The sequence below is a fragment of the Microvirga sp. M2 genome (genome assembly GCF_047497095.1).
Classification (GTDB): Bacteria; Pseudomonadota; Alphaproteobacteria; order Rhizobiales; family Beijerinckiaceae; genus Microvirga.
In genome coordinates, this window is record NZ_CP134063.1 from 1,466,335 (window position 1) to 1,486,429 (window position 20,095).

General features: G+C 65.1%; 21 protein-coding genes. 18 read left to right on the forward strand and 3 right to left on the reverse strand.

Going from position 1 to position 20,095, the window contains the following annotated elements:
- Positions 1 to 130: 130 nt before the first annotated feature.
- The 3 genes from RE429_RS06990 to RE429_RS07000 all read right to left on the reverse strand — a co-directional run bounded on the left by RE429_RS06990 (position 131) and on the right by RE429_RS07000 (position 3,246).
- Positions 131 to 2,008 carry a DEAD/DEAH box helicase gene (locus RE429_RS06990; RefSeq protein ID WP_414473595.1) on the reverse strand — a complete coding sequence of 626 codons (1,878 nt, stop codon included), beginning with the start codon at positions 2,006 to 2,008 and terminating at the stop codon, positions 131 to 133.
- 53 nt (positions 2,009 to 2,061) lie between these two features.
- Positions 2,062 to 2,379 (reverse strand): hypothetical protein, encoded by a 318-nt coding sequence (locus tag RE429_RS06995; RefSeq protein ID WP_414473596.1) that lies wholly within the window; start codon positions 2,377 to 2,379, stop codon positions 2,062 to 2,064.
- 84 nt (positions 2,380 to 2,463) lie between these two features.
- Entirely contained in the window at positions 2,464 to 3,246 is a 783-nt protein-coding gene (locus tag RE429_RS07000; protein ID WP_414473597.1) for an IclR family transcriptional regulator C-terminal domain-containing protein, read from the reverse strand.
- Between the two features lie 177 nt (positions 3,247 to 3,423).
- On the opposite strand from RE429_RS07000, the gene RE429_RS07005 reads away from it, so the two are divergent.
- The 18 genes from RE429_RS07005 (at position 3,424) to RE429_RS07090 (ending at position 20,091) form a co-directional block, all read left to right on the forward strand.
- On the forward strand, positions 3,424 to 4,605 hold the full coding sequence (locus RE429_RS07005) for an ABC transporter substrate-binding protein (RefSeq protein WP_414473598.1): 1,182 nt from the start codon (positions 3,424 to 3,426) through the stop codon (positions 4,603 to 4,605).
- Positions 4,606 to 4,698: 93 nt separating this feature from the next.
- Positions 4,699 to 5,562 carry a branched-chain amino acid ABC transporter permease gene (locus RE429_RS07010; RefSeq protein ID WP_414473599.1) on the forward strand — a complete coding sequence of 288 codons (864 nt, stop codon included), beginning with the start codon at positions 4,699 to 4,701 and terminating at the stop codon, positions 5,560 to 5,562.
- Positions 5,563 to 5,572: 10 nt separating this feature from the next.
- Positions 5,573 to 6,565: a branched-chain amino acid ABC transporter permease gene (locus RE429_RS07015; protein ID WP_414473600.1), complete on the forward strand. Its 993-nt coding sequence runs from the start codon at positions 5,573 to 5,575 to the stop codon at positions 6,563 to 6,565.
- Positions 6,562 to 7,326, forward strand: coding sequence for an ABC transporter ATP-binding protein (locus RE429_RS07020; RefSeq protein WP_414473601.1), 765 nt, complete (start codon positions 6,562 to 6,564; stop codon positions 7,324 to 7,326). Before RE429_RS07015 ends, RE429_RS07020 begins: the two co-directional genes overlap by 4 nt.
- Positions 7,307 to 8,023 carry an ABC transporter ATP-binding protein gene (locus RE429_RS07025; RefSeq protein ID WP_414473602.1) on the forward strand — a complete coding sequence of 239 codons (717 nt, stop codon included), beginning with the start codon at positions 7,307 to 7,309 and terminating at the stop codon, positions 8,021 to 8,023. The genes RE429_RS07020 and RE429_RS07025 overlap by 20 nt, the downstream gene beginning before the upstream one ends.
- Positions 8,024 to 8,031: 8 nt before the next feature.
- Entirely contained in the window at positions 8,032 to 8,826 is a 795-nt protein-coding gene (gene pcaD / locus RE429_RS07030; RefSeq protein WP_414473603.1) for a 3-oxoadipate enol-lactonase, read from the forward strand.
- Complete coding sequence (gene pcaC / locus RE429_RS07035; RefSeq protein ID WP_414473604.1) at positions 8,819 to 9,211, forward strand: 4-carboxymuconolactone decarboxylase; 393 nt, start codon at positions 8,819 to 8,821, stop codon at positions 9,209 to 9,211. The genes pcaD and pcaC overlap by 8 nt, the downstream gene beginning before the upstream one ends.
- Positions 9,212 to 9,250: 39 nt before the next feature.
- On the forward strand, positions 9,251 to 9,976 hold the full coding sequence (gene pcaH / locus RE429_RS07040; protein ID WP_414473605.1) for a protocatechuate 3,4-dioxygenase subunit beta: 726 nt from the start codon (positions 9,251 to 9,253) through the stop codon (positions 9,974 to 9,976).
- Positions 9,976 to 10,602 (forward strand): protocatechuate 3,4-dioxygenase subunit alpha, encoded by a 627-nt coding sequence (gene pcaG, locus RE429_RS07045; RefSeq protein ID WP_414473606.1) that lies wholly within the window; start codon positions 9,976 to 9,978, stop codon positions 10,600 to 10,602. The genes pcaH and pcaG overlap by 1 nt, the downstream gene beginning before the upstream one ends.
- 11 nt (positions 10,603 to 10,613) lie before the next feature.
- A complete protein-coding gene (locus RE429_RS07050) occupies positions 10,614 to 11,459 on the forward strand; it encodes a CoA transferase subunit A (protein WP_414473607.1) in 846 nt (281 codons plus the stop codon).
- A gap of 2 nt (positions 11,460 to 11,461) precedes the next feature.
- On the forward strand, positions 11,462 to 12,250 hold the full coding sequence (locus RE429_RS07055) for a CoA-transferase subunit beta (protein ID WP_414473608.1): 789 nt from the start codon (positions 11,462 to 11,464) through the stop codon (positions 12,248 to 12,250).
- A 2-nt stretch (positions 12,251 to 12,252) separates the two neighbouring features.
- On the forward strand, positions 12,253 to 13,455 hold the full coding sequence (gene pcaF / locus RE429_RS07060) for a 3-oxoadipyl-CoA thiolase (RefSeq protein ID WP_414473609.1): 1,203 nt from the start codon (positions 12,253 to 12,255) through the stop codon (positions 13,453 to 13,455).
- A gap of 18 nt (positions 13,456 to 13,473) precedes the next feature.
- Complete coding sequence (locus RE429_RS07065) at positions 13,474 to 14,538, forward strand: 3-carboxy-cis,cis-muconate cycloisomerase (protein ID WP_414473610.1); 1,065 nt, start codon at positions 13,474 to 13,476, stop codon at positions 14,536 to 14,538.
- 168 nt (positions 14,539 to 14,706) lie between these two features.
- A complete protein-coding gene (gene pobA / locus RE429_RS07070) occupies positions 14,707 to 15,876 on the forward strand; it encodes a 4-hydroxybenzoate 3-monooxygenase (RefSeq protein WP_414473611.1) in 1,170 nt (389 codons plus the stop codon).
- A gap of 70 nt (positions 15,877 to 15,946) precedes the next feature.
- A complete protein-coding gene (locus RE429_RS07075; RefSeq protein WP_414473612.1) occupies positions 15,947 to 16,825 on the forward strand; it encodes a hypothetical protein in 879 nt (292 codons plus the stop codon).
- A gap of 78 nt (positions 16,826 to 16,903) precedes the next feature.
- Entirely contained in the window at positions 16,904 to 18,154 is a 1,251-nt protein-coding gene (locus tag RE429_RS07080; RefSeq protein ID WP_414473613.1) for an extracellular solute-binding protein, read from the forward strand.
- A 156-nt stretch (positions 18,155 to 18,310) separates the two neighbouring features.
- Positions 18,311 to 19,243, forward strand: a complete 933-nt coding sequence (locus RE429_RS07085) for a carbohydrate ABC transporter permease (RefSeq protein WP_414473614.1) — start codon at positions 18,311 to 18,313, stop codon at positions 19,241 to 19,243.
- Complete coding sequence (locus RE429_RS07090; RefSeq protein ID WP_414473615.1) at positions 19,240 to 20,091, forward strand: carbohydrate ABC transporter permease; 852 nt, start codon at positions 19,240 to 19,242, stop codon at positions 20,089 to 20,091. The genes RE429_RS07085 and RE429_RS07090 overlap by 4 nt, the downstream gene beginning before the upstream one ends.
- The last annotated feature ends 4 nt before the right edge of the window (positions 20,092 to 20,095 follow it).

Consider the following 20,095-nt stretch of genomic DNA (forward strand, 5'->3'; position numbering starts at 1 on the left):
GGTGCCGGCCTGACATTTCCAGCCTGACGGTTCATGGGGGTGCTCCACCGTCGCAAAAAGATCAGGCCGGAACACGAGAGCGTTCCGGCCTGCCTGGGAATTACCAGCCTGGGAATTACCTGTCTGGGAATTAGCGTCGCTTATCTGCGTCCCGTTTCTTGTCCTTCGGGCGCTGGGAGGTTTGCGCCTCCTTTTTACCCCGGAACGGCTTGGAGTCCTGAGGGCGTTTCCCCTCCTGCGGGCCTTTGCGCTCCGAGAATTCACCCTTGCTCCTGGGCCCTTTGGGCTTGGGTCCGCCGGACTTGGGTCCACTGGACTTGGGGCCGTCCCAGGACTTGCTCTGCGGAGCATCGGCCGGCTCGATCCGGATATCTTCATCATTCGCCTTGCGCACGGCTGCGGCGAATTTCGGCGCATGAGACTGGGCGATCTGGAATTTCGATTCCCGGTCGAAGATCTTGATCGATCCGATTTCCTTCTTGGTCACATGGCCAAGGCGGCAGATGATCGGCAAAAGCCAGCGCGGATCGGCGTTGTTGCGGCGCCCGACGCTCATGCGGAACCACACCATGTCCTCCGACGCGCCATAGGCATGATCGCCCGCCTCTCCGCGGCGACCTCTCTCCCCACGCTCGCCGTGTGACCGCTCGTCCTGCCGCTCGCGCTTGTCCTTGCGCTGCCGCGGCCCGCGATCTTCGCCAGGATCGAAAACCTCTTCGGGCGCGGGCAGTCTCGCGCGATGGAAACGCGCCAGAGCTTTGGCAAGCTCTTCCGCCGACTTGGATGCAAGAAGGGCGTCCGCCATGGCGAGATCCTCGTCCGTGGTCTCTTCCGAGAACATCGGATCCTGCATCAAACGGTCGCGGTCGAGCTTGCGGATCTCGTCGACGGAAGGCGGTCCGGCCCAGGAAGCGTCGATCCCTGCCTGATCGATCAGGCGTTCGGCTTTGCGGCGGCGCGTATAGGGCACGAGCATGACGCACACGCCCTTGCGCCCGGCACGGCCCGTGCGGCCGCTGCGATGCAGGAGCGTTTCATGGTCGTTCGGCAGGTCCACGTGGATGACGAGTCCGAGATCCGGCAGGTCGATGCCCCGTGCGGCCACGTCGGTGGCGACGCAGACCCGGGCCCGCCCGTCGCGAAGCGCCTGGAGGGCGTGGCTGCGCTCGCTCTGGCTGAGTTCGCCGGAGAGCGCGACTGCGGCGAATCCGCGCTCGACCAGGCTCGCATGGAGGTGACGCACCGCCTCGCGCGTATGGCAGAACACCATCGCGCCGCGGCTCTCGTAGAAGCGCAGCACGTTCACGGTGGCGAGTTCGGTCTCGTTCGGCGCGCAACGGACGGCACGGTATTCGATGTCCCCGTGGGACTCGTTCTCGACCAGGGTGTCGATGCGATGCGCATCGCGCTGATAGCGGCGCGCGAGCGCCACGATGTTCTTGGGCAGGGTCGCGGAGAACAGAAGCGTGCGGCGCTCCCCGGGCGTGGCGTCGAGAATGAATTCCAGGTCCTCTCGGAAACCGAGGTCCAGCATCTCGTCGGCCTCGTCGAGCACGACGACCTTCATCTGGGATGTATCGAGGCGCCCGCGCTCGAGGTGGTCCCGCAGGCGTCCGGGCGTGCCGACGACGATATGACAGCCGTCCTCCAGCGCGCGCTGTTCCCGGCGCACATCCATCCCGCCCACGCAGGAAACGACCCGCGCGCCGGCCGGGCCATAGAGCCAAATCAGCTCACGATTGACCTGGAGCGCCAGCTCCCGGGTCGGGGCGATGATCAGCGCCAGGGGCTCGCGAGGCGCTCCGAAGCGCTCCGCGGCGCCCAGCAGGGTCGAGGCCATGGCCAAGCCATAGGCCACGGTCTTGCCCGATCCGGTCTGGGCGGAGACGAGGAGGTCGCGATCGAGGGCTTCCGCGTCGAGAACGGCCGCCTGGACGGGGGTGGGGTCGTTGTATCCTCGATCGACAAGAGCGCGCTCGAGGCTTGGATTGGTCTTGGGAAAAGGCATGAGTTTAGGGCTGAACCGGTTTGAGGGAGCTTTCCAAGCTCCGATGAGGATGATCAGCCGGAGGCGGCACCGTCGTCTATTTCGTCGATCGACACCAGGAAAACGACATCGATATTGATGTCACCAGAGTCTTCGTCGTTTTCGACCTCGTCCTCATCCTCGTCGTCCAGAACCTCATAAAACGCATCGATTTCGTCTTCGGATGCGGGTCTGGTTGTCAAGGCAGCTGAGCCGTCCCAAAGGAATCGGCCCTCGCTCTTAAACGACTTGAGGTCATCTTTAAAGCTCTCACTCAAAAAGAGCTCCTGAGCCTGCTCCTGATCGGCATTGGTCACTGCAACCGCTTTGCCGGCAATTTCCAGGGTAACCATGGCATGTCCTTCATCGCTTAAGCTGGGGCTCTTAGGCTAACGCGCATCCGGGCGATTCGATCATCGCGGCCAGGCCCGCGAGCCCTACAATGTGTAGCGCAGGGCCTCGCTGGCGGCCCTCAGAGCCGGCAGGAAGCGTTCCTCCATCTCGGAGGCGGGTACGCGCGCCGCCTGAGCGCTGATGTTGAGGGCGATGGATGCCTGTCCGTTCTTCTGCACGAGCGGCACGGCAATGGAGCGAAGGCCGAGCTCCAGTTCCTCGTTGATGATGGCATAGCCCTGCCGGCGCACGGCGTCCAGCAGGGACCGGAATTCATTCCTGTCGGTGACGGTCCTCGGCGTGCGCGCCTCAAGGCGTACGCGCCGCAGGTAGGCCTCGACGGTTTCGGGCGGCTGATAGGCCAGGATGGCCCGGCCAAGGGAGGTGCAATAGGCGGGCAGCCTGCTTCCGACACCGAGGCCGATGGACATGATCCGGCGCGTGGCCGAGCGGGCGATATAGACGATGTCGTCTCCGTCCAGCACCGCGGCAGAGCTTGACTCGCCCGTCTCCTCGGAGATCCGTTCGAGGAAAGGCTGAAGGCGGGTGGGAATCGCCGTGGAGGAGAGATAGGCATAGCCGAGCCTGAGGATGCGCGGGCTCAATGAAAAGTAGCGCCCATCGAAATCCGCATAATGGAGACGCGTCAGGGTTCGCAGATAACGACGGGCGGCCGCCCGGGTGATGCCGGTGATCTTGGCGACGTCGGACAGGGTCAGCCGTGGGCGGCCGGCATCGAAGGCTTCGATGACCAGGAGGCCCTTTTCGAGACTCGCGACGAAATCGCGATCCTCGCGCTCCGGATTGTCCGTCTCCTGCGCCTGCATTCTCATGTCCGAAAGAGAGGGGTTCGACTCATGGAGCCTTGACACCCGGGGTGTGAATCGTCCTTGATGTGCGGAATGGTAATCAATGTTCGCAAAGCGCACAAGTGTGAGTGACCAGAAGCAGGGGACCGGGATCCGTCGAACGAGATTCCCTGGCTCGCGGGGAAGGAGACGAGGATGACAGCAGGCAAGAGATTACTGGGCGTGGCCGTCGGCGCGTTGCTGATGGGCTGCGTCTCCGCTTACGCCGATACCATCAAGGTCGGCATCATCGGCCCGTTCTCGGGGCCGTTCGCCCTGCAGGGCAAGAACTTCCAAGCCGGCGTGGAAGCCTACATGGCGCTGAACGGAAAATCCGTGAAGGGCCACGACATCGAGGTCATCTATCGCGACCTTCCGGCCGCCAATCCCGCTCAGTCCCGCGCCCTGGCGCAGGAGCTCGTGGTCAAGGAGAAGGTGCAGTATCTGGGCGGCGTCTACTTCACGCCGGACGCCATGGCGATCACGCCGCTGCTGGCGCAGGCCAACACGCCGCTCGTCATCTTCAACGCGGCCACCTCCGCGATCATGAACACGTCGCCGCTCGTGGTCCGCACGTCGTTCACGACGGCCCAGACGACGCACCCCCTCGGCAAGATCGCCTCCGACGAGGGTGTGAAGAAGGCCATCACCGTGGTGAGCGATTACGGGCCCGGCGTGGATGCCGAGAACGCGTTCAAGAAGGCGTTCGAGGCAGCAGGCGGCCAAGTGGTCGAGGCTGTCCGCATGCCGATGAACACCACCGATTTCAGCCCGATCATGCAGCGCGTGCGCGATTCCGGCGCGACGGGCCTCTTCGCTTTCCTGCCCTCCGGCCCTCCCACCCTGGGCTTCGTGAAGGCCTTCAACGAGACGGGCCTGAAAGCGGCCGGAATCAAGTTCTACGCGCCCGGCGATCTGACCCAGGAATCCGACCTGCCGGCTCTCGGCTCCGCGGCCGAAGGCCTGAAGACGAGCTTCCACTATTCGGTGGCGCACGACAGCCCGGAGAACAAGGCCTTCGTCGAGGCCGCGGTCAAGGCCATCGGCTCGGCGGGCCAGCTCTCCTTCCCGGCAGCCGGCGCCTATGACGGCATGCATGTCATCTACAAGATGATCGAGGCCACCGACGGCAAGCAGGATGCGAAGAAGGCGGTCGAAGCCGTCAAGGGCCTGTCCTGGACGAGCCCGCGCGGGCCGGTGCGCATCGAGCCCGAGACCCGGCACATCACGCAGAACATCTATCTGCGCGAGGTCGCGAAGGGGGCGGACGGAAAATACGTCAACAAGGAGATCCAGACCTTCCCGGATCAGAAGGATCCTGGTTTCGCCGCCCAGTAAGGCACACCGACGAAAGGCGGGCGCAGTCCCAAAAGGGGGCTGCGCCCGCCAACTCATTCCTTCCGGCGATATGCGAGCGAGCGGACGCTTTTCATGCAGACCATCCTCAGCATTGCCATCGACGCTCTGGCGTTCGGCATGGTGCTGTTCATCATCTGCATCGGCCTGTCTCTCACGATGGGCCTGATGCGGGTCGTGAATCTCGCTCATGGCGCCTTCGCGATGATCGGGGGCTATATCGCTTCCTATGCGGCGCGCGATCTCGGACTTGGCTATGCGGCTGCGGTTCTTCTGGCGATCGTCGGCACGATCGTCATCTCGATTCCGCTCGAGCGCTTTCTCTATCGCCGGATCTACGGCAGCTCCGAGCTGACCCAGGTGCTGATGACCATCGGCATCACCTTCTGTGTCATCGGCATCACCAATTATTTCTTCGGTCCGACCCTGAAGATCATTCCGCTGCCTCCGCTTCTCAGCGGGCCGGTCGACATGGGCTTCCGCACCATCGCGGCGCACCGGCTCTTCGTGATCGCCTGCGGCGCGGCCGTGGCGGGCGGGCTGTGGTATCTGATCGAGCGGACGAGCTTCGGGATCAAGCTCAGGGCGACGGTCGACAATGCGGCCATGAGCGACGCGCTCGGCGTGCGCACGCAGGTGGTCTATGCCGTCAGCTTCGCCATCGCCATCGGTCTCGCCGCATTCGGCGGAGTGGTCGGCGCCGAGTTTCTGCCCATCGAGCCCTATTATGCCCTGCGCTACATGGTGACCTTCCTCGTGGTCGTCTCGGTCGGCGGGGCCGGCTCCATTCCCGGCGCTCTCATCGCCTGTCTCGTCCTCGGGCTGGTGGATACGGCCGGCCGCTATCTGATGCCCGATTTCGGCAATTTCTTCTTCTATGCTGCCGTCATCCTCATCGTCTGCCTCTTCCCGCGCGGCTTCCTCGGGAGGGCGCAGTAAAGTGCAGGTCATGGCTCAGGCAGGAACGGTATCGGCAACACCCCGGGAAAAGGGCCTCCGGTGGCGGGACGTCATCGGAATTGTATCGATCGCCGCCTTCGGGGCGGCGGGCTACTGGCTGTTTCCGGACAATCTCGCCCTGCTCACCCGTATCGTCGCGGTGGCTCTGCTGGTGCTGTCGATCGATCTGATCGTCGGCTATTGTGGCGTCGCCACCCTCGGGCAGGCCGCCCTGTTCGGCGCCGGGGCCTATGCCGCCGGCATCGCCTGCGTGAACGGGGTGACGGAGCCGCTGACCCTGATCGCCATCGGGGCTGCCGGGGGTGCCGCGGCGGGTCTCCTCATGGGCGCTGTCATGCTCCGTGCGCACGGGTTGGGCCAGCTGGTTCTCTCCATCGCCATCGTGCAGCTCTTCCATGAGGCGGCGAACAAGGCCTCCGCCTATACGGGGGGCAGCGATGGCCTCCCGGGCCTGATGGTCAGTCCGCTCTTCGGAGTCTTCGAATTCGATCTGTGGGGGCGCACGGCCTATCTGATGGGGCTTGCCCTTCTTCTCGTCGTCTTCGTCGTGCTCAAGTTCGTCGTGTCCTCGCCCTTCGGGATGCTGTGCCGGGGCATCAAGCAGGATCCGGTGCGCATCCGCGCCATGGGCTCCTTCGTGTTTCCGGTCCTCCTGAAGATGTTCGTGATCTCGGGAGCGGTCGCCGGGATGGGAGGCGCCCTGGCGGCCATATCCACCCAGGTCGTCGGCCTCGACAGCGTGAGTTTCGAACTCTCCGCCAATGCCCTCGTCATGCTGGTGATCGGTGGGCTCGGCACGCTCTACGGCGCATTGATCGGCACTGTGATCTTCATGGGCTTCGAGCACGTGGTCTCCGCCTTCAACCCGTTCCATTGGATGACGATCGTCGGCGCATTGCTGATCGCCGTGGTGCTGGCGGCGCCGGGAGGCTTGAGCAGCCTGACCGAGAAAATCGCCTCGGTGAGGGGAGGCAGGCCATGAGCGCTCTGTTTCGTGTCGAGGGCCTGTCCAGATCCTTCGGCGGCCTGGCTGTCAGTCGCAACATCTCCCTGTCGATGCCGGCCGGTGAGCGCCTTGCCTTGATCGGTCCCAACGGAGCCGGGAAGACCACCTTCGTCAATCTCGTGACGGGCCAGATCAAGCCCAGCGCCGGACGCGTCCTGCTGAACGGCGAGGATGTCACGCAGCTCGGCGCCGTGCGGCGCGTGCGAAAGGGTCTGGTGCGGACCTTCCAGGTCACCCGCCTCTTCTCCGAACTGACGCCGGAGGAGCATGTCACTCTCACCGTGCTGCAGCGGGACGGGAGGGCCACGCGGATCTTCAGCCGCTTCCGTGGAAATTCCGGCGTCGCGGACGAGGTCGAGGGCATTCTCGAGACGCTCGGCCTGACCGAAGTCGCGCGCCGCAAGGTCGGACAGATCGCCTATGGACAACAGCGCCTCCTGGAGATCGCCATCGCGCTGGCGCTCAAGCCGAAGGTGCTCCTGCTCGACGAGCCGGCCGCCGGCGTGCCTTCCGCCGATACCCCGCGCATCGAGCAGGCCCTCGAGCGTCTTCCATCGAGCCTCGCCGTGCTCATGATCGAGCACGACATGGACCTCGTGTTCCGCTTCGCCAGGCGCGTCGTGGTCCTGGCGGCGGGCGAGATCATCTTCGAAGGTCTGCCGTCGGAAGTGGCCGCCGATCCGAAAGTGCGCGAAGCCTATCTGGGGAACTATGCCAATGCCCGCAGCGTCGCTTGAGGTCAAAGGCCTGAGTGCGGGCTACGGCCCGACCCTGGTGCTGGAGGACGTGTCCTTCTCCGTACCGGCCGGGGCGCGCCTGTCCATTCTCGGCCGCAACGGCATGGGAAAGACCACGCTGCTCTCATCCCTCATGGGGATGAACCGGCGCTACGGCGGCGAGATCCTGGTCGGCGGCAGGGATCTGGCGTCCCTGAAGAGTTCGGAACGCGCCCGGCAGGGCATCGGGCTCGTGCCGCAGACGCGCGACATCTTCCGTTCGCTCACCGTGGAGGAAAACCTGATCGTCGGGATCAAGGATCGCCCGCGGCAGGTCATCCAGGAGGCCTACGACATGTTCCCGCGCCTCCACGAGCGCCGGAGCAATCTCGGCTGGCAATTGTCCGGGGGAGAGCAGCAGATGCTCTCCACCGCCCGCACCATCCTCGGGAAGCCCTCGGTGCTTCTTCTCGACGAGCCGCTCGAAGGCCTGGCTCCGGTGATCTGCGAGGAGCTGATGGCGGCCTTCACGCGCCTGGCGTCCAGCGGCGAGATGACGATCCTGCTCGTGGAGCAGCGCCTGGAGAGCGCCCTCGACTTCGCCGAGGCCGTCCTGATCCTGGAGCGAGGGCGCATCGTCTGGCAGGGCACGAGCGAGGCTCTGCGGGCGGACCACGGCCTTATCGAACACTATATCGGCGTCGGCTCGCTGCATTGAGGCAAGGCATGGCATTCGTTCGCGCTAACGGCATCGTTCTCCATCATCAGGTCACCGGCAGGCCCGATGCGCCGGCGCTCGTCTTCAACAATTCTCTGGGCAGCGACTTTCGCACCTGGCAGACGGTCGCGCCTCACTTCGCAGACCGCTTCCGTGTCGTGCTCTACGACAAGCGGGGCCATGGCCTTTCGGATGCGCCTCCCGCCCCCTACACGATGGACGATCACACGGACGACCTCCTCGCGCTGCTCGATCATCTCGAGATCGGGAGCGCCGCTCTCGTCGGATTGTCGGTCGGCGGCATGATCGCCCAGCGTGCAGCCGTGCGAGTTCCCGGACGCGTCAGGGCGCTCGTTCTCTGCTGCACGGCCGCGAAGATCGGCGCGCCGGAACTCTGGGCGGAGCGGATTGCCGCCGTGGAGAAGGGCGGCATCGAACCGATCGCCGACACCGTTCTGCAGCGCTGGTTCACGCCGGACTTTCACACGAACCGCCGGGACGAGGTTGCCGGCTGGCGAAACATGCTCGTGCGCATCCCGGCTCACGGCTATGCCGGGACCTGTGCCGCCATCCGCGACGCGGACCTGACGGCGGACGCAGGAAGAATCGATGTTCCGACGCTGTGCATCGCCGGCGATCAGGACGGCTCGACGCCTGCCGACGTGGTGCGCAACACGGCGAGCCTCATTCCCGGCGCGCGCTTCGAGCTGATCGAGGGATGCGGGCACATCCCGTGCATCGAAAAGCCCGCGGCGCTCACGCAACTGATCCAGAGCCATCTTCAGGAGGCCTTCCTTGTCTGACGAAACGAGAAGCGAACGCTACAGGGCGGGCATGGCGGTCCGCCGACAGGTTCTCGGCGATGCGCATGTGGACCGGGCCAGCGCGCAGATGAGCGACTTCGACGCCGATTTCCAGACCTTCATCACCGAAGGCGCCTGGGGGGCCGTGTGGACGCGCCCGCAGTTCACCAAGCGCGAGCGCTCCATCGTCACCATCGCGCTGCTCGCGGCGCTCGGACACGATGAGGAGGTCGCCATGCATGTGCGCGCGACGCGCAACACGGGCGCGACAAAGGACGATATTCGCGAGGCTCTCTTCCATGTGGCGGTCTATGCGGGCGTGCCCGCCGCCAATCACGCCTTCAAGGTGGTGAAGAAGGCCTACGAGGAAATGGAACAGGCGTGAAGACACACGGCACGTTCGGCTTCATCAGGGAGGGCAGCCATGTCGGATGAGGGATCATTCTATCAACGGGACAGGAATTGGCACCCGCCGGCCCTCGCACCGCAATACAAGACGACGGTCCTCCGCTCCCCGCAATATCCGCTTCTGTCTCTCGAGGGCACCATCTCCGAGATGACCGGGCCCGTGTTCGGGCACGGCAAGCTCGGGGCCCTCGATAACGACCTGATCCGCAACTACGCCAAGACCGGAGACGCGATCGGCCAGCGCATCGTCGTCTATGGCCGCGTGCTCGACGAGAACGGGCGCCCGGTGCCCGGCGCGCTTCTGGAGTTCTGGCAGGCCAACGCGGGCGGGCGGTACAGGCACCGCAAGGAGAGCTATCTGGCGGCGCTCGATCCGAATTTCGGAGGATGCGGACGCGCGATCACGGATGATGAGGGGCGCTACTGGTTCCGCACCATCAAGCCCGGGGCCTATCCCTGGCCGAACGGCGTGAACGACTGGCGGCCGGCGCATATCCATTTCTCGATCTTCGGCCATGCCTTCGCGCAGCGTCTGATCACCCAGATGTATTTCGAAGGCGATCCGATGATCTGGCAATGCCCCATCGTGTCGACGATCCCGGATCGAGCGGCGGTGGAGCAGCTGATCGCCGCCCTCGACCGGGAGAACACGCTCCCGATGGATGCGCTGGCCTACAAGTTCGACATCGTCCTGCGCGGCCGCCGCTCCACGATGTTCGAGAACCGCATGGAGGGGAACTGATGGTTCAGAAGCTGGGACGATTGAAGGAATCCCCTTCTCAGACGGCAGGACCCTACGTTCATATCGGCGCCACGCCGAATTGGGTCGAAATCACGGGCGTGTGGAAGGAGGATCTCGGCCTCGTCCTCGTCGCGCCCGAGACGAAAGGAGAGCGCGTCGTCGTGAAAGGCCGCGTCTTCGACGGCAGCGGGACTCCGCTGAAGGACGCGCTCATCGAGATCTGGCAGGCGGACGCCGAGGGGCTCTACAACAGCCCCCAGGAAAGGCGCGGCCAGGCCGATCCGCATTTCGCCGGCTGGGGCCGCCAGCCGACCGACGGCGTGACCGGCGAGTTCAAGTTCGAGACGATCAAGCCCGGGCGGGTGCCCTACAAGGACGGCCGCCCGATGGCGCCGCATATCACGTTCTGGATCGTGGCGCGCGGCATCAATGTCGGCCTGCACACCCGCATGTATTTCGGGGACGAGGAGACCGCGAACGCCGAATGCCCGGTGCTGGCCCGCATCGAGCATAGGGTCCGCGTCCAGACCCTCATTGCATCGCGCAGCGAGGAGAACGGCATTCCCACCTACACCTTCGACATCCATCTCCAGGGTGAGAAGGAAACCGTCTTCTTCGATATCTGACAGGGATCAGCATGGCCCAGTTTCAAAGCCTTCAGGAGGCCGTCAGGGACAACCTCCACGACGGGGACACCGTCGCGTTCGAGGGGTTCACCCATCTCATTCCGCATGCGGCGGCCCATGAGGCGATCCGCCAGGGACGCAGGGATCTGACGCTGATCCGCATGACTCCCGATATCATCTACGACCAGATGATCGGCATGGGACTCGTGAAGAAGGTCGTCTTCTCCTATGCGGGCAATCCCGGTGTCGGTCTGCTGCGCCGGATGCGCGACGCGATCGAGAACGGCTGGCCGCGCTCCATCGAGACGGTGGAGCACAGCCACGCCGCCATGGCCAATGCCTACGAGGCCGGGGCGGCGGGTCTGCCTTGCGCGGTCTTCCGCGGCTATCGCGGCGCCGGCCTGAAGGATGTCAATCCTGAGATCCGCAGCGTCACGTGCCCGTTCACCGGCGAGGAACTGGCGGCCGTTCCCGCGCACCGTCCGGACGTCGCGTTCATCCATGCGCAGAAGGCGAGCCGGCGCGGGGACGTGCTGGTCGAAGGCATCATCGGCGTGCAGAAGGAGGCGGTCCTCGCGTCCAAGCGCGCCGTGGTGACGGTCGAGGAGATCGTCGATGATTTCGACGACCTTCATCCCAATCTCTGCGTTCTGCCCCATTGGACGATTACCTCCGTCGCGCATGTGCCGGGCGGCGCGCATCCCTCCTACACCCACGGCTTCTACGAGCGCGACAACGCCGCCTATCTCGAATGGGACAAGGTCTCGGCGGATCGCGATCTGTTCATGCAGTGGATGAAGACGAACGTTCTCGAGAAGGGCCCGGAGGCCTTCGCAGAGCGCGTGAAAGGGCTGTGACCATGGCGAGCATCACCGACTTTACGCCCAACGAGATGATGACGATCGCGGCGTCCCGCGCGCTCTCCAACGACGACGTGTGCTTCGTCGGAATCGGTGCGCCGTCGGCAGCCTGCAACGTGGCGCGCCTCACCCATGCGCCGGACATCACCCTGATCTATGAAAGCGGCACCATCGGCACCGCGCCGGATGTCCTGCCGCTTTCGATCGGCGACGGAGAACTCTGCGAGACGGCGCTCACCACCGTCTCTGTGCCCGAGATGTTCCGCTACTGGCTGCAGGGCGGCCGCATTTCCATCGGCTTCTTGGGCGCCGCCCAGCTCGACCGCTTCGGCAACATCAACACGACCGTGATCGGCGACTACAACAAGCCCAAGGTCCGTCTGCCCGGCGGGGGCGGCGCACCTGAGATCGCGTCCTCGTGCAGGCAGGTCTTCATCACCATGAAGCAGGCGACGCGCGGCATGGTGGAGACGATCGATTTCTACACCTCTTTCGGGCATGGCGAGGGCGGCGATCACCGCCGGCGCCTCGGCATCACCACGAAGGGGCCGACGCTCCTGATCACCGACCTCGCGCTCTGGAAGCCGGATCCGGAGACCAAGGAGTTCACCGTGGTGTCGCTGCATCCGGGCGTGACGCGAAGTCAGGTGCAGGAGACCTGCGGCTGGAAGGTGCGCTTCGCCGAACGCGTCGAGGAGACGCCGCCGCCGACCGAACTCGAATTGACCACCCTGCGCGAACTCCAGGCGAGAACCGAGCGCGCCCATGGCGGCAAGAAGGGAGCGTGACGATGCGGGACGCGTATATCTGCGCCTATGTGCGCACGCCGATCGGACGTTTCGGCGGAGCCCTGTCGAGCGTGCGCGCCGACGATCTCGCGGCGGTCCCGCTCAGGGCGCTCATGGAGCGTTGCGGCAAGGTCGATTTCGAAGCCGTCGATGACGTGATCTATGGCTGCGCCAACCAGGCCGGCGAGGACAACCGCAACGTGGCTCGTATGGCCCTGCTGCTGGCGGGACTGCCCGGATCCGTCCCCGGCACCACCATCAACCGGCTCTGCGGCTCGGGCATGGACGCCGTCATCGCGGCGGCGCGCGCCATCAAGGCCGGCGAGGCGGAGCTGATGATCGCGGGCGGCGTCGAATCCATGTCGCGCGCTCCCTTCGTCATGCCGAAGGCGGAGACGGCCTTTTCCCGCAACGCCGAGATCTACGACACCACCATCGGCTGGCGCTTCGTCAATCCCCTGATGAAGAGCCAGTACGGCGTGGATTCCATGCCCGAGACCGGCGAGAACGTGGCGGAGGAGTTTCGCGTTTCCCGCGCCGATCAGGATGCCTTCGCCCTCGGCTCCCAGCGGAAGGCCGCTGCCGCGCAGGCGAGCGGGCGCCTGGCCCGTGAGATCGTTCCCGTCTCGATCCCCAGGCGCAAGGGCGAGGCGGTCGTGGTGGAGAGCGACGAGCATCCGCGCGACACCACCCTCGATCAGCTCGCCAGGCTGCCGACCCCGTTCCGCAAGGACGGGACGGTGACGGCGGGCAATGCGTCCGGCGTGAACGACGGCGCGGCGGCGCTCATCGTCGCGTCGGAGGATGCGATGCTCAAATTCGGGCTCGAGCCCATCGCCCGTGTGCTTGGCGGGGCCGCCGCGGGCGTTCCCCCGCGCATCATGGGCATCGGTCCGGTGCCTGCTACGCGCAGGCTCTGCGCGCGTCTCGGGTTGCAGCCCTCGGACTTCGACGTGGTGGAATTGAACGAGGCGTTCGCCAGTCAGGGTATCGCGGTTCTGCGCGAACTCGGGATCCCTGAGGACGCTCCGCACGTCAACCCGAATGGCGGCGCGATCGCGCTCGGCCATCCGCTCGGCATGTCGGGGGTGCGGATCGCCGGGACGGCGGCCCTGGAGCTGAAGCTCACGGGCAGGAAACGGGCGCTCGCCACCATGTGCGTCGGTGTCGGTCAGGGCATCGCCATCGCGCTCGAAGCCGTATGACGGGTGAGGAACATGCTCATGCACGGACAGTCCCATTCCATGCTGAAGGCTCTCGTCGGGGATGAGGCGGTAGGAGCCTTCTTTTCCGACGAGGCCGAGCTTTCGGCCCTGCTGGAGGTCGAGGCCGCGCTTGCCGCGGCGCAGGCCGGGGCCGGGCTGATCGGGCGGGAGGCCGCGCAGAGGATCGCCGAGGCCTGTCGCGGCTTTCGTCCCGACTGGGACGGGCTGGCCAGAGGTCTTGCGCAGGACGGGGTGATCGTTCCCGCCTTCGTCAAGCAGCTGCGGGCCGCGGTCGGAAAGCCGCATGACAAGGCCGTGCATCTTGGCGCGACGAGCCAGGACATCATCGACACGGCTCTCGTGCTTCGCCTGAAAGGCATCATCGCAATCCTCGAAGAGCGCATGGCCGACCTGATCTCGGCCCTGCGCGATCTGCGCGCCCGGGATGGCGCGGTGAGGTTGATCGCTCATACGCGCATGCAGCAGGCATTGCCGTTTACCGGGGCCGACAAGATCGACACCTGGCTGCAGCCGCTGGAGCGCCATGCGGAGAATCTGGAGGCTCTTGCACCGCGCCTTCTGGTGGTGCAGCTCGGCGGGCCCATCGGAACGCGTCACGAATTGAAAGACCGCGGCGGCGCGGTGGCCGACGCAATGGCGGAGGTTCTGGGGCTCGGATCCGGACCGTCCTGGCATTCTCAGCGCGATCGCATCGGCGAGTTCGGCGCCTTTCTCTCCCTCCTGTCAGGCACGCTCGGCAAGCTCGGGCAGGATGTGGCGCTGATGGCGCAGAATGAAATGGGTGAAGCGCGCCTCGCAGCGGGCGGCGGGTCCTCCGCCATGCCGCACAAGTCCAATCCTGTTCAGGCGGAGGTCCTGGTCACGCTCGCCCGCTTCAATGCAGGTCTGCTCGGCACGCTGCATCAGGCGCTCGTGCATGAGAACGAGCGCTCGGGAGCGGCATGGACACTGGAATGGCTCGTCTTGCCTCAGATGGCCGAGTCGACGGCGGCGGGGTTGAGCAAGGCGCAGGCGCTCATCGCGGGCATGCGCTTCCTGCCGTCCTCGGCGGACGAACACTAGGCGTCATCCACGATGGCCGCCACTCGTCCGCTCCCGCCGCAATCAGGGCAGGGTCGCTGGTTCAGCCGGCCCGATCCGCTGCAGGTCGGGCAGGACGAGAGCGGGGGAGCCGACAGGAGCGAACAATCATAGGCGCTGCAAGGGGATGCAGCGCAGGAGGAAACGAGGATGCGCACCAAGGTTGCGATCGTCGGCGCAGGTCCTGCGGGGCTGCTGCTCGGACAGCTCCTGCACAAGCAGGGGATCGAGACCGTCATCATCGAGCGGCGCAGTCGCGATTACGTGCTGGGCCGCATCCGGGCGGGCGTTCTGGAGCAGGGAACCGTCGAACTTCTCGAAAGGGCCGGCATCGGCGAGCGCATGCACGCGGAGGGCCTGGTGCATGACGGGGTCGAGTTCTGCTTCGACGGCGACAGGCACCGCTTCGACTTCCGTAAGCTCATCGGCCGCTCGGTGACGGTCTATGGGCAGACGGAGGTCACCCGCGATCTCATGCAGGCGCGTGACGCGTCCGGAGACGTCTCCATCTACGAGGCGGATCACGTCTCGATCCACGATTTCGGCACGGACAAGCCCAAGGTGCGCTTCGTCAAGGACGGCGTTCAGCAGGAGATCGCCTGCGATTTCATCGCGGGATGCGACGGCTATCACGGTGTGTGCCGGGCCAGCGTGCCTGCCGGCGCCCTGACGACCTTCGAGCGCATCTATCCCTTCGGCTGGCTCGGCATCCTGGTCGACCGCCCGCCGGTGGCGGACGAGCTGATCTATGCCCATCACGAGCGAGGCTTCGCCCTCTGCTCGATGCGTTCGCCCAGCCGCAGCCGCTACTATGTCCAGGTTCCCTCGGGCGAGAAGGTGGAGGAGTGGTCGGACGAGCGCTTCTGGGACGAGTTGCGCCGGCGCGTGGACGAGGAGACGGCGGACCGGCTGGTGACGGGCCCTTCCATCGAGAAGTCCATCGCGCCGCTGCGGAGCTTCGTGGCCGAGCCTTTGCGGTTCGGTCGTTTGTTCCTGGCGGGCGATGCGGCCCATATCGTGCCGCCGACGGGAGCCAAGGGCCTGAACCTCGCGGCCAGCGATGTGGGAGCCCTCGCCGAGGCGATGACCGAGTATTTTCATGAGCGCTCGTCTGCCGGCATCGACGGGTATTCGGCCCGCGTTCTCGCCCGGGTCTGGAAAGCGGAGCGGTTTTCCTGGTGGATGACCTCGATTCTCCATACCTTTCCGAATACCGATACTTTCGGACGGCGGATGCAGAGGACCGAATTCGATTATCTCGTCGGCTCCGAGGCGGCCTCGAGATCCTTGGCCGAGAACTATACCGGATTGCCCCTGTAGGTCTTCTCAGGTGTGAACAGTCTTTAAGACCAGTATGGACACTAGCCGACCAATATGAGACCAGTTAGGGGTGACCCTGACTGGCCCCGAACCCCGCTTCCGGTCCCTGTACCGGCAATCCGTGCCTGGCACCCGTATCAATGAGGACGGGCTGGGCCTGCTCGGCCATTGCGCCTGGATCATCGACGGCGCCACGGGGCTTTCGCCCGAGCCGCTGACGGATGGCGACAGCGACGCCGCGTGGCTCGCGGAAAGGATCCATGAAGCCCTGGAGAGGCTGACGGGCGAGGGGGAACCCTGGGATGATCTCCTCCGTCAGGTGGAGGCAGAGATCCGCCTGACCTTCGAGACCGCCACCGCGCATCGTTCCGGTCACCACGTCCACCATACCCCTTCGGCTTGCCTCGGGCTCGTCCGCGCTCGCGGGTCCGGCCCCGGATCCATGCGGGTCGAAGGCCGCTTTCTCGGCGACGTCGTGGCTCTGGTTCCTGTGGAGCAGGGAGTGGCCCGCTGGACCGACGAGCGGGCGAAGCCCTTCGAGAGAAAGACGCTTGCGGCACTCGAAGCCGGGGGGCACGCACCGGGCCTGATGCCGGAGGCGGTCCGGCGTCAGATTCAGGATAATCGCACCAGGCTCAACCGGCCGGACGGCTATTGGGTCGTCAATCCGTCCCGTCCCTGGGCCGGGCGCGAGTTGCGGTTCGAGGCCCAGGTGAGGACAGGCCAGCCGATCGTCCTCGCGACGGACGGTTTCATGCGCCTCGTCGATGTTTTCAAAGCCTATACGGATCTCTCTCTCCATGCTGCGCTCGCCGAGGGCAGGGGGGACGATCTGATCGAGGAATTGCGGGCGCTGGAACGCGGCGACCTCCTGTCGGGGGCGTATCCGCGTGTCAAAACGCACGACGATGCGACGGTGCTCGTGATCGCAGCCGAGACGAGCGGCTAGAGAGGATTCCGGCAGGCGGACCCAAGGGGATGCTTTCCGGTGGGAGGAAGAAGGACTTCAACGATGAGGGAACCTGCAATGAAACTGACCCGACGCATTCTGATGGGCGCTGCCGCCGGCAGCCTCCTTTTGTCATCCGGCGCCGCGATGGCCCAGCAGACCGAGCTGACCTTCTGGAGCTGGCGCCAGGAAGACAAGGCGTTCTATCAGGACGCCATCAAGAAGTTCCAGGCGAAGGAGCCGGGCATCTCGGTCAAGTTCGAGACCTATGCGCCCGAGAACTATCAGACCATTCTCTCCACGGCGCTGGCCGCCGGGCGCGGCCCGGACGTGATCCAGGTTCGCGCCTACGGCAACCTGGAAACCATCGCGACGCCCGGCTATCTGGTCGCCCTCGACAAGCAGGTCGTGCCGGAGCTCGCCAACTTCCCCGAGGCGGCTCTCGCGGCCGAGACCCTGCGCTCCGACGGCAAGGCCTATGCAGTGCCCTTCGCCATGCAGGCCCAGCTCGTGGTCTACAATAAGAAGCTCTTCCAGAATGCCGGCGTGAACCCGCCGAAGACATGGGACGAGCTGATGGCCCTGTGCCAGGCGCTGAAGGCCAAGAACGTCACGCCGTTCGCCAACGGAACCGCGACCGCCTGGCAGAACGAGACCATCGTCGGCGGCCTTCTGTCGTCCATGCTCGGCAAGCAATTCGAGGACGACATCGTCTCGGGCAAGGCCAACTTCACCGATCCGCGCTTCGTCGATGCCCTCGCCAAGCTGAAGGACGTCAGCCAGTACTTCTCGCCGAACTTCTCCGGCGTGGACTACCCGTCGTCCCAGCAGCTCTTCGTGGCGGGCCGCGCGGCCATGTTCGCGGGCGGCTCCTATGAGGTCGCGAACTTCAAGAACCAGAATCCGACCCTGGATCTCGGCGTGTTCCCGGCGCCGGTCCTGAAGGCGGGCGATCAGGCGCTCATCGCGACCTACTATGACGGCGGCTATGCCGTGAATGCGAAGAGCGAGAAGAAGGAGGCGGCCCTGAAATTCATCCGCTATCTCGCCACGCCAGAATACGGCACGGCCTTCACCAACACGCTGAAGAACCTGTCGCCGATCCAGGGGATCAAGATCGAAGACCCGATCACGCAGGAGGTCGCGAAGCTCGCCGAGAACTCCATGTCCTACCTGATGCTCGTGCGCTTCCGCTACCAGGAGCCGAGCGGGTCGGTGCTGCTGCAGTCGAACGTCCAGAAGATGCTCGCCGGACAGCAGACGCCCGAGCAGGCGGCCGCCGAGATCAACAAGGGCATCGCGACCTATTACAAGCCGTTCCAGAAGTAAGCTTCCAATTCCCGTCATCCCCGGACCTGGTCCGGGGATCCACGTCCTCGGCCCGCGCTGCTCTCTCGAGGCGTGGATGGCCGGGACTGATCCCCGGATCAAGTCCGGGGACGGCCATGACGGCGGGATGCTCTCAAGGATCTTCAGAGTCTGTCCATGCCCGTCTCGTCCAAACAGGCCCGCACATGGAAGCACCGCAGCTGGGTGGCGTTTCTTATCGTGCCGCCCGTCGTGTTCATGTCGCTGTTCGTGGTCTACCCGATCCTGTCCGCCTTCGCCTATGCGTTCTATGAATGGCGCGGGCTGGCGCGCGGCGATTTCGTAGGGCTGGCGAACTTCAGGGAAGTGTTGTTCGGGGCCACCATGGGGCCGACCGTCTGGAACGCCTTCCTGCACAACGTCTATGCCCTCGTCGCGCTCATGATCATCCAGAACGGCGGCGGGTTCTTCCTCGCATGGCTGCTCTACAAGGAGCCCTTCGGGTTCCGCTTCCACCGGATCGCAGTGTTCGTGCCCGTGGTGCTCTCCACGATCATCGTGGGCTTCCTCTGGAAGCTCTTCCTCAATCCGAACTTCGGCATCGTCAACCAGGCGCTCTATTCCCTGGGGCTCGATTCATGGGCCAAGCCCTGGCTCGGAGATTCGTCCACGGCGCTCGGCGCGCTCATCCTGGCCAATGCATGGCACTTCGTCGGCTTTCCGACGCTCGTCTATCTCGCCGGCATGCAGCGTATTCCGCCCGATATCATCGAGGCGGCACGGCTCGACGGCACCAGCGAGTGGCAGCTCCTCAGGACCATCGTGTGGCCCCTGGTCGCCCCCAGCACCACCATTCTCTTCACGCTGCTTTTCATCGGTGCGTTCAACTGGTTCGAGATCCCCTACGTGATGGTCGGCCTCGACGGATCGCCCTTCGGCACGACCGACGTGCTCGGCCTCGTCTTCTACCGCACGGCCTTCGGCAACCAGAGCGCGAGCATCCAGAACTTCGGGATGGGCTCGGCCCTCGCCACCCTGATCTTCCTCTTCATCGTCGTCTTCGCGTCCACGCTGACCTTGTGGTTGCGCCGCCGGGAGATTCAGTTTTGACCGCTCTGGCCAAGTCCTCCGCATCGCGGGAGCCGATCTCCTTCGCGCTTCTGGCGCAGGTGATCCTCATCGCGAACTCGTTCATCATGCTCTATCCGGTCGTGGTGATGGTGCTCTCAGCCTTCAAGTCCACGGGCGAGATCTTCGAGCATCCCTTCGCCCTGCCTGATTTCACGCAGGTGCAGAACTTCGCCAAGGTCCTGGGCGAAACGGCGATGCCGACCTATTTCTTCAACTCGATCATCGTGACCGGTGTCTCGATCCTGCTGATCCTGGCGCTCGGCACGATGGCGGGCTATGCGGTGGCCCGCTACGAGTCGCGCACCAACACCTTCATCCTGCTGTTCTTCCTGGCGGGCCTGATGCTCCCCCTGAAGCTCGCCGTCATCCCGCTCTTCATCCTGCTGAGGGACCTGAACCTGCTCGACAGCCGCTGGAGCTTGATCGTCACCTATACGGCGATCGGCCTGCCTTCGGCCGTGTTCATCATGGCGGGCTTCCTGCGGTCGCTCCCGGCGGAGCTGGAGGACGCCGCCCGCATCGACGGCGCTTCGGAGCCGCGCATCATGTGGTCCGTCATGCTGCCGCTGGCGCGCCCGCCCATGGCCATCGCGGCCATTCAGAACGCGGTGCCGATCTGGAACGACTTTTTCTTCCCCCTCGTGTTCATTCAGACGGACGCCTACAAGACGCTGCCGCAGGGGCTCACCACCTTCATGGGGGAATACACCACCGATTGGGGCATGCTGTTCGCGGGCCTCACCATCGCGGCGGCACCCATCACGCTTCTCTACATCGCGCTGTCGCGCCAGTTCATCCAGGGTTTGACCGCGGGCGCGGTGAAGTAGGACA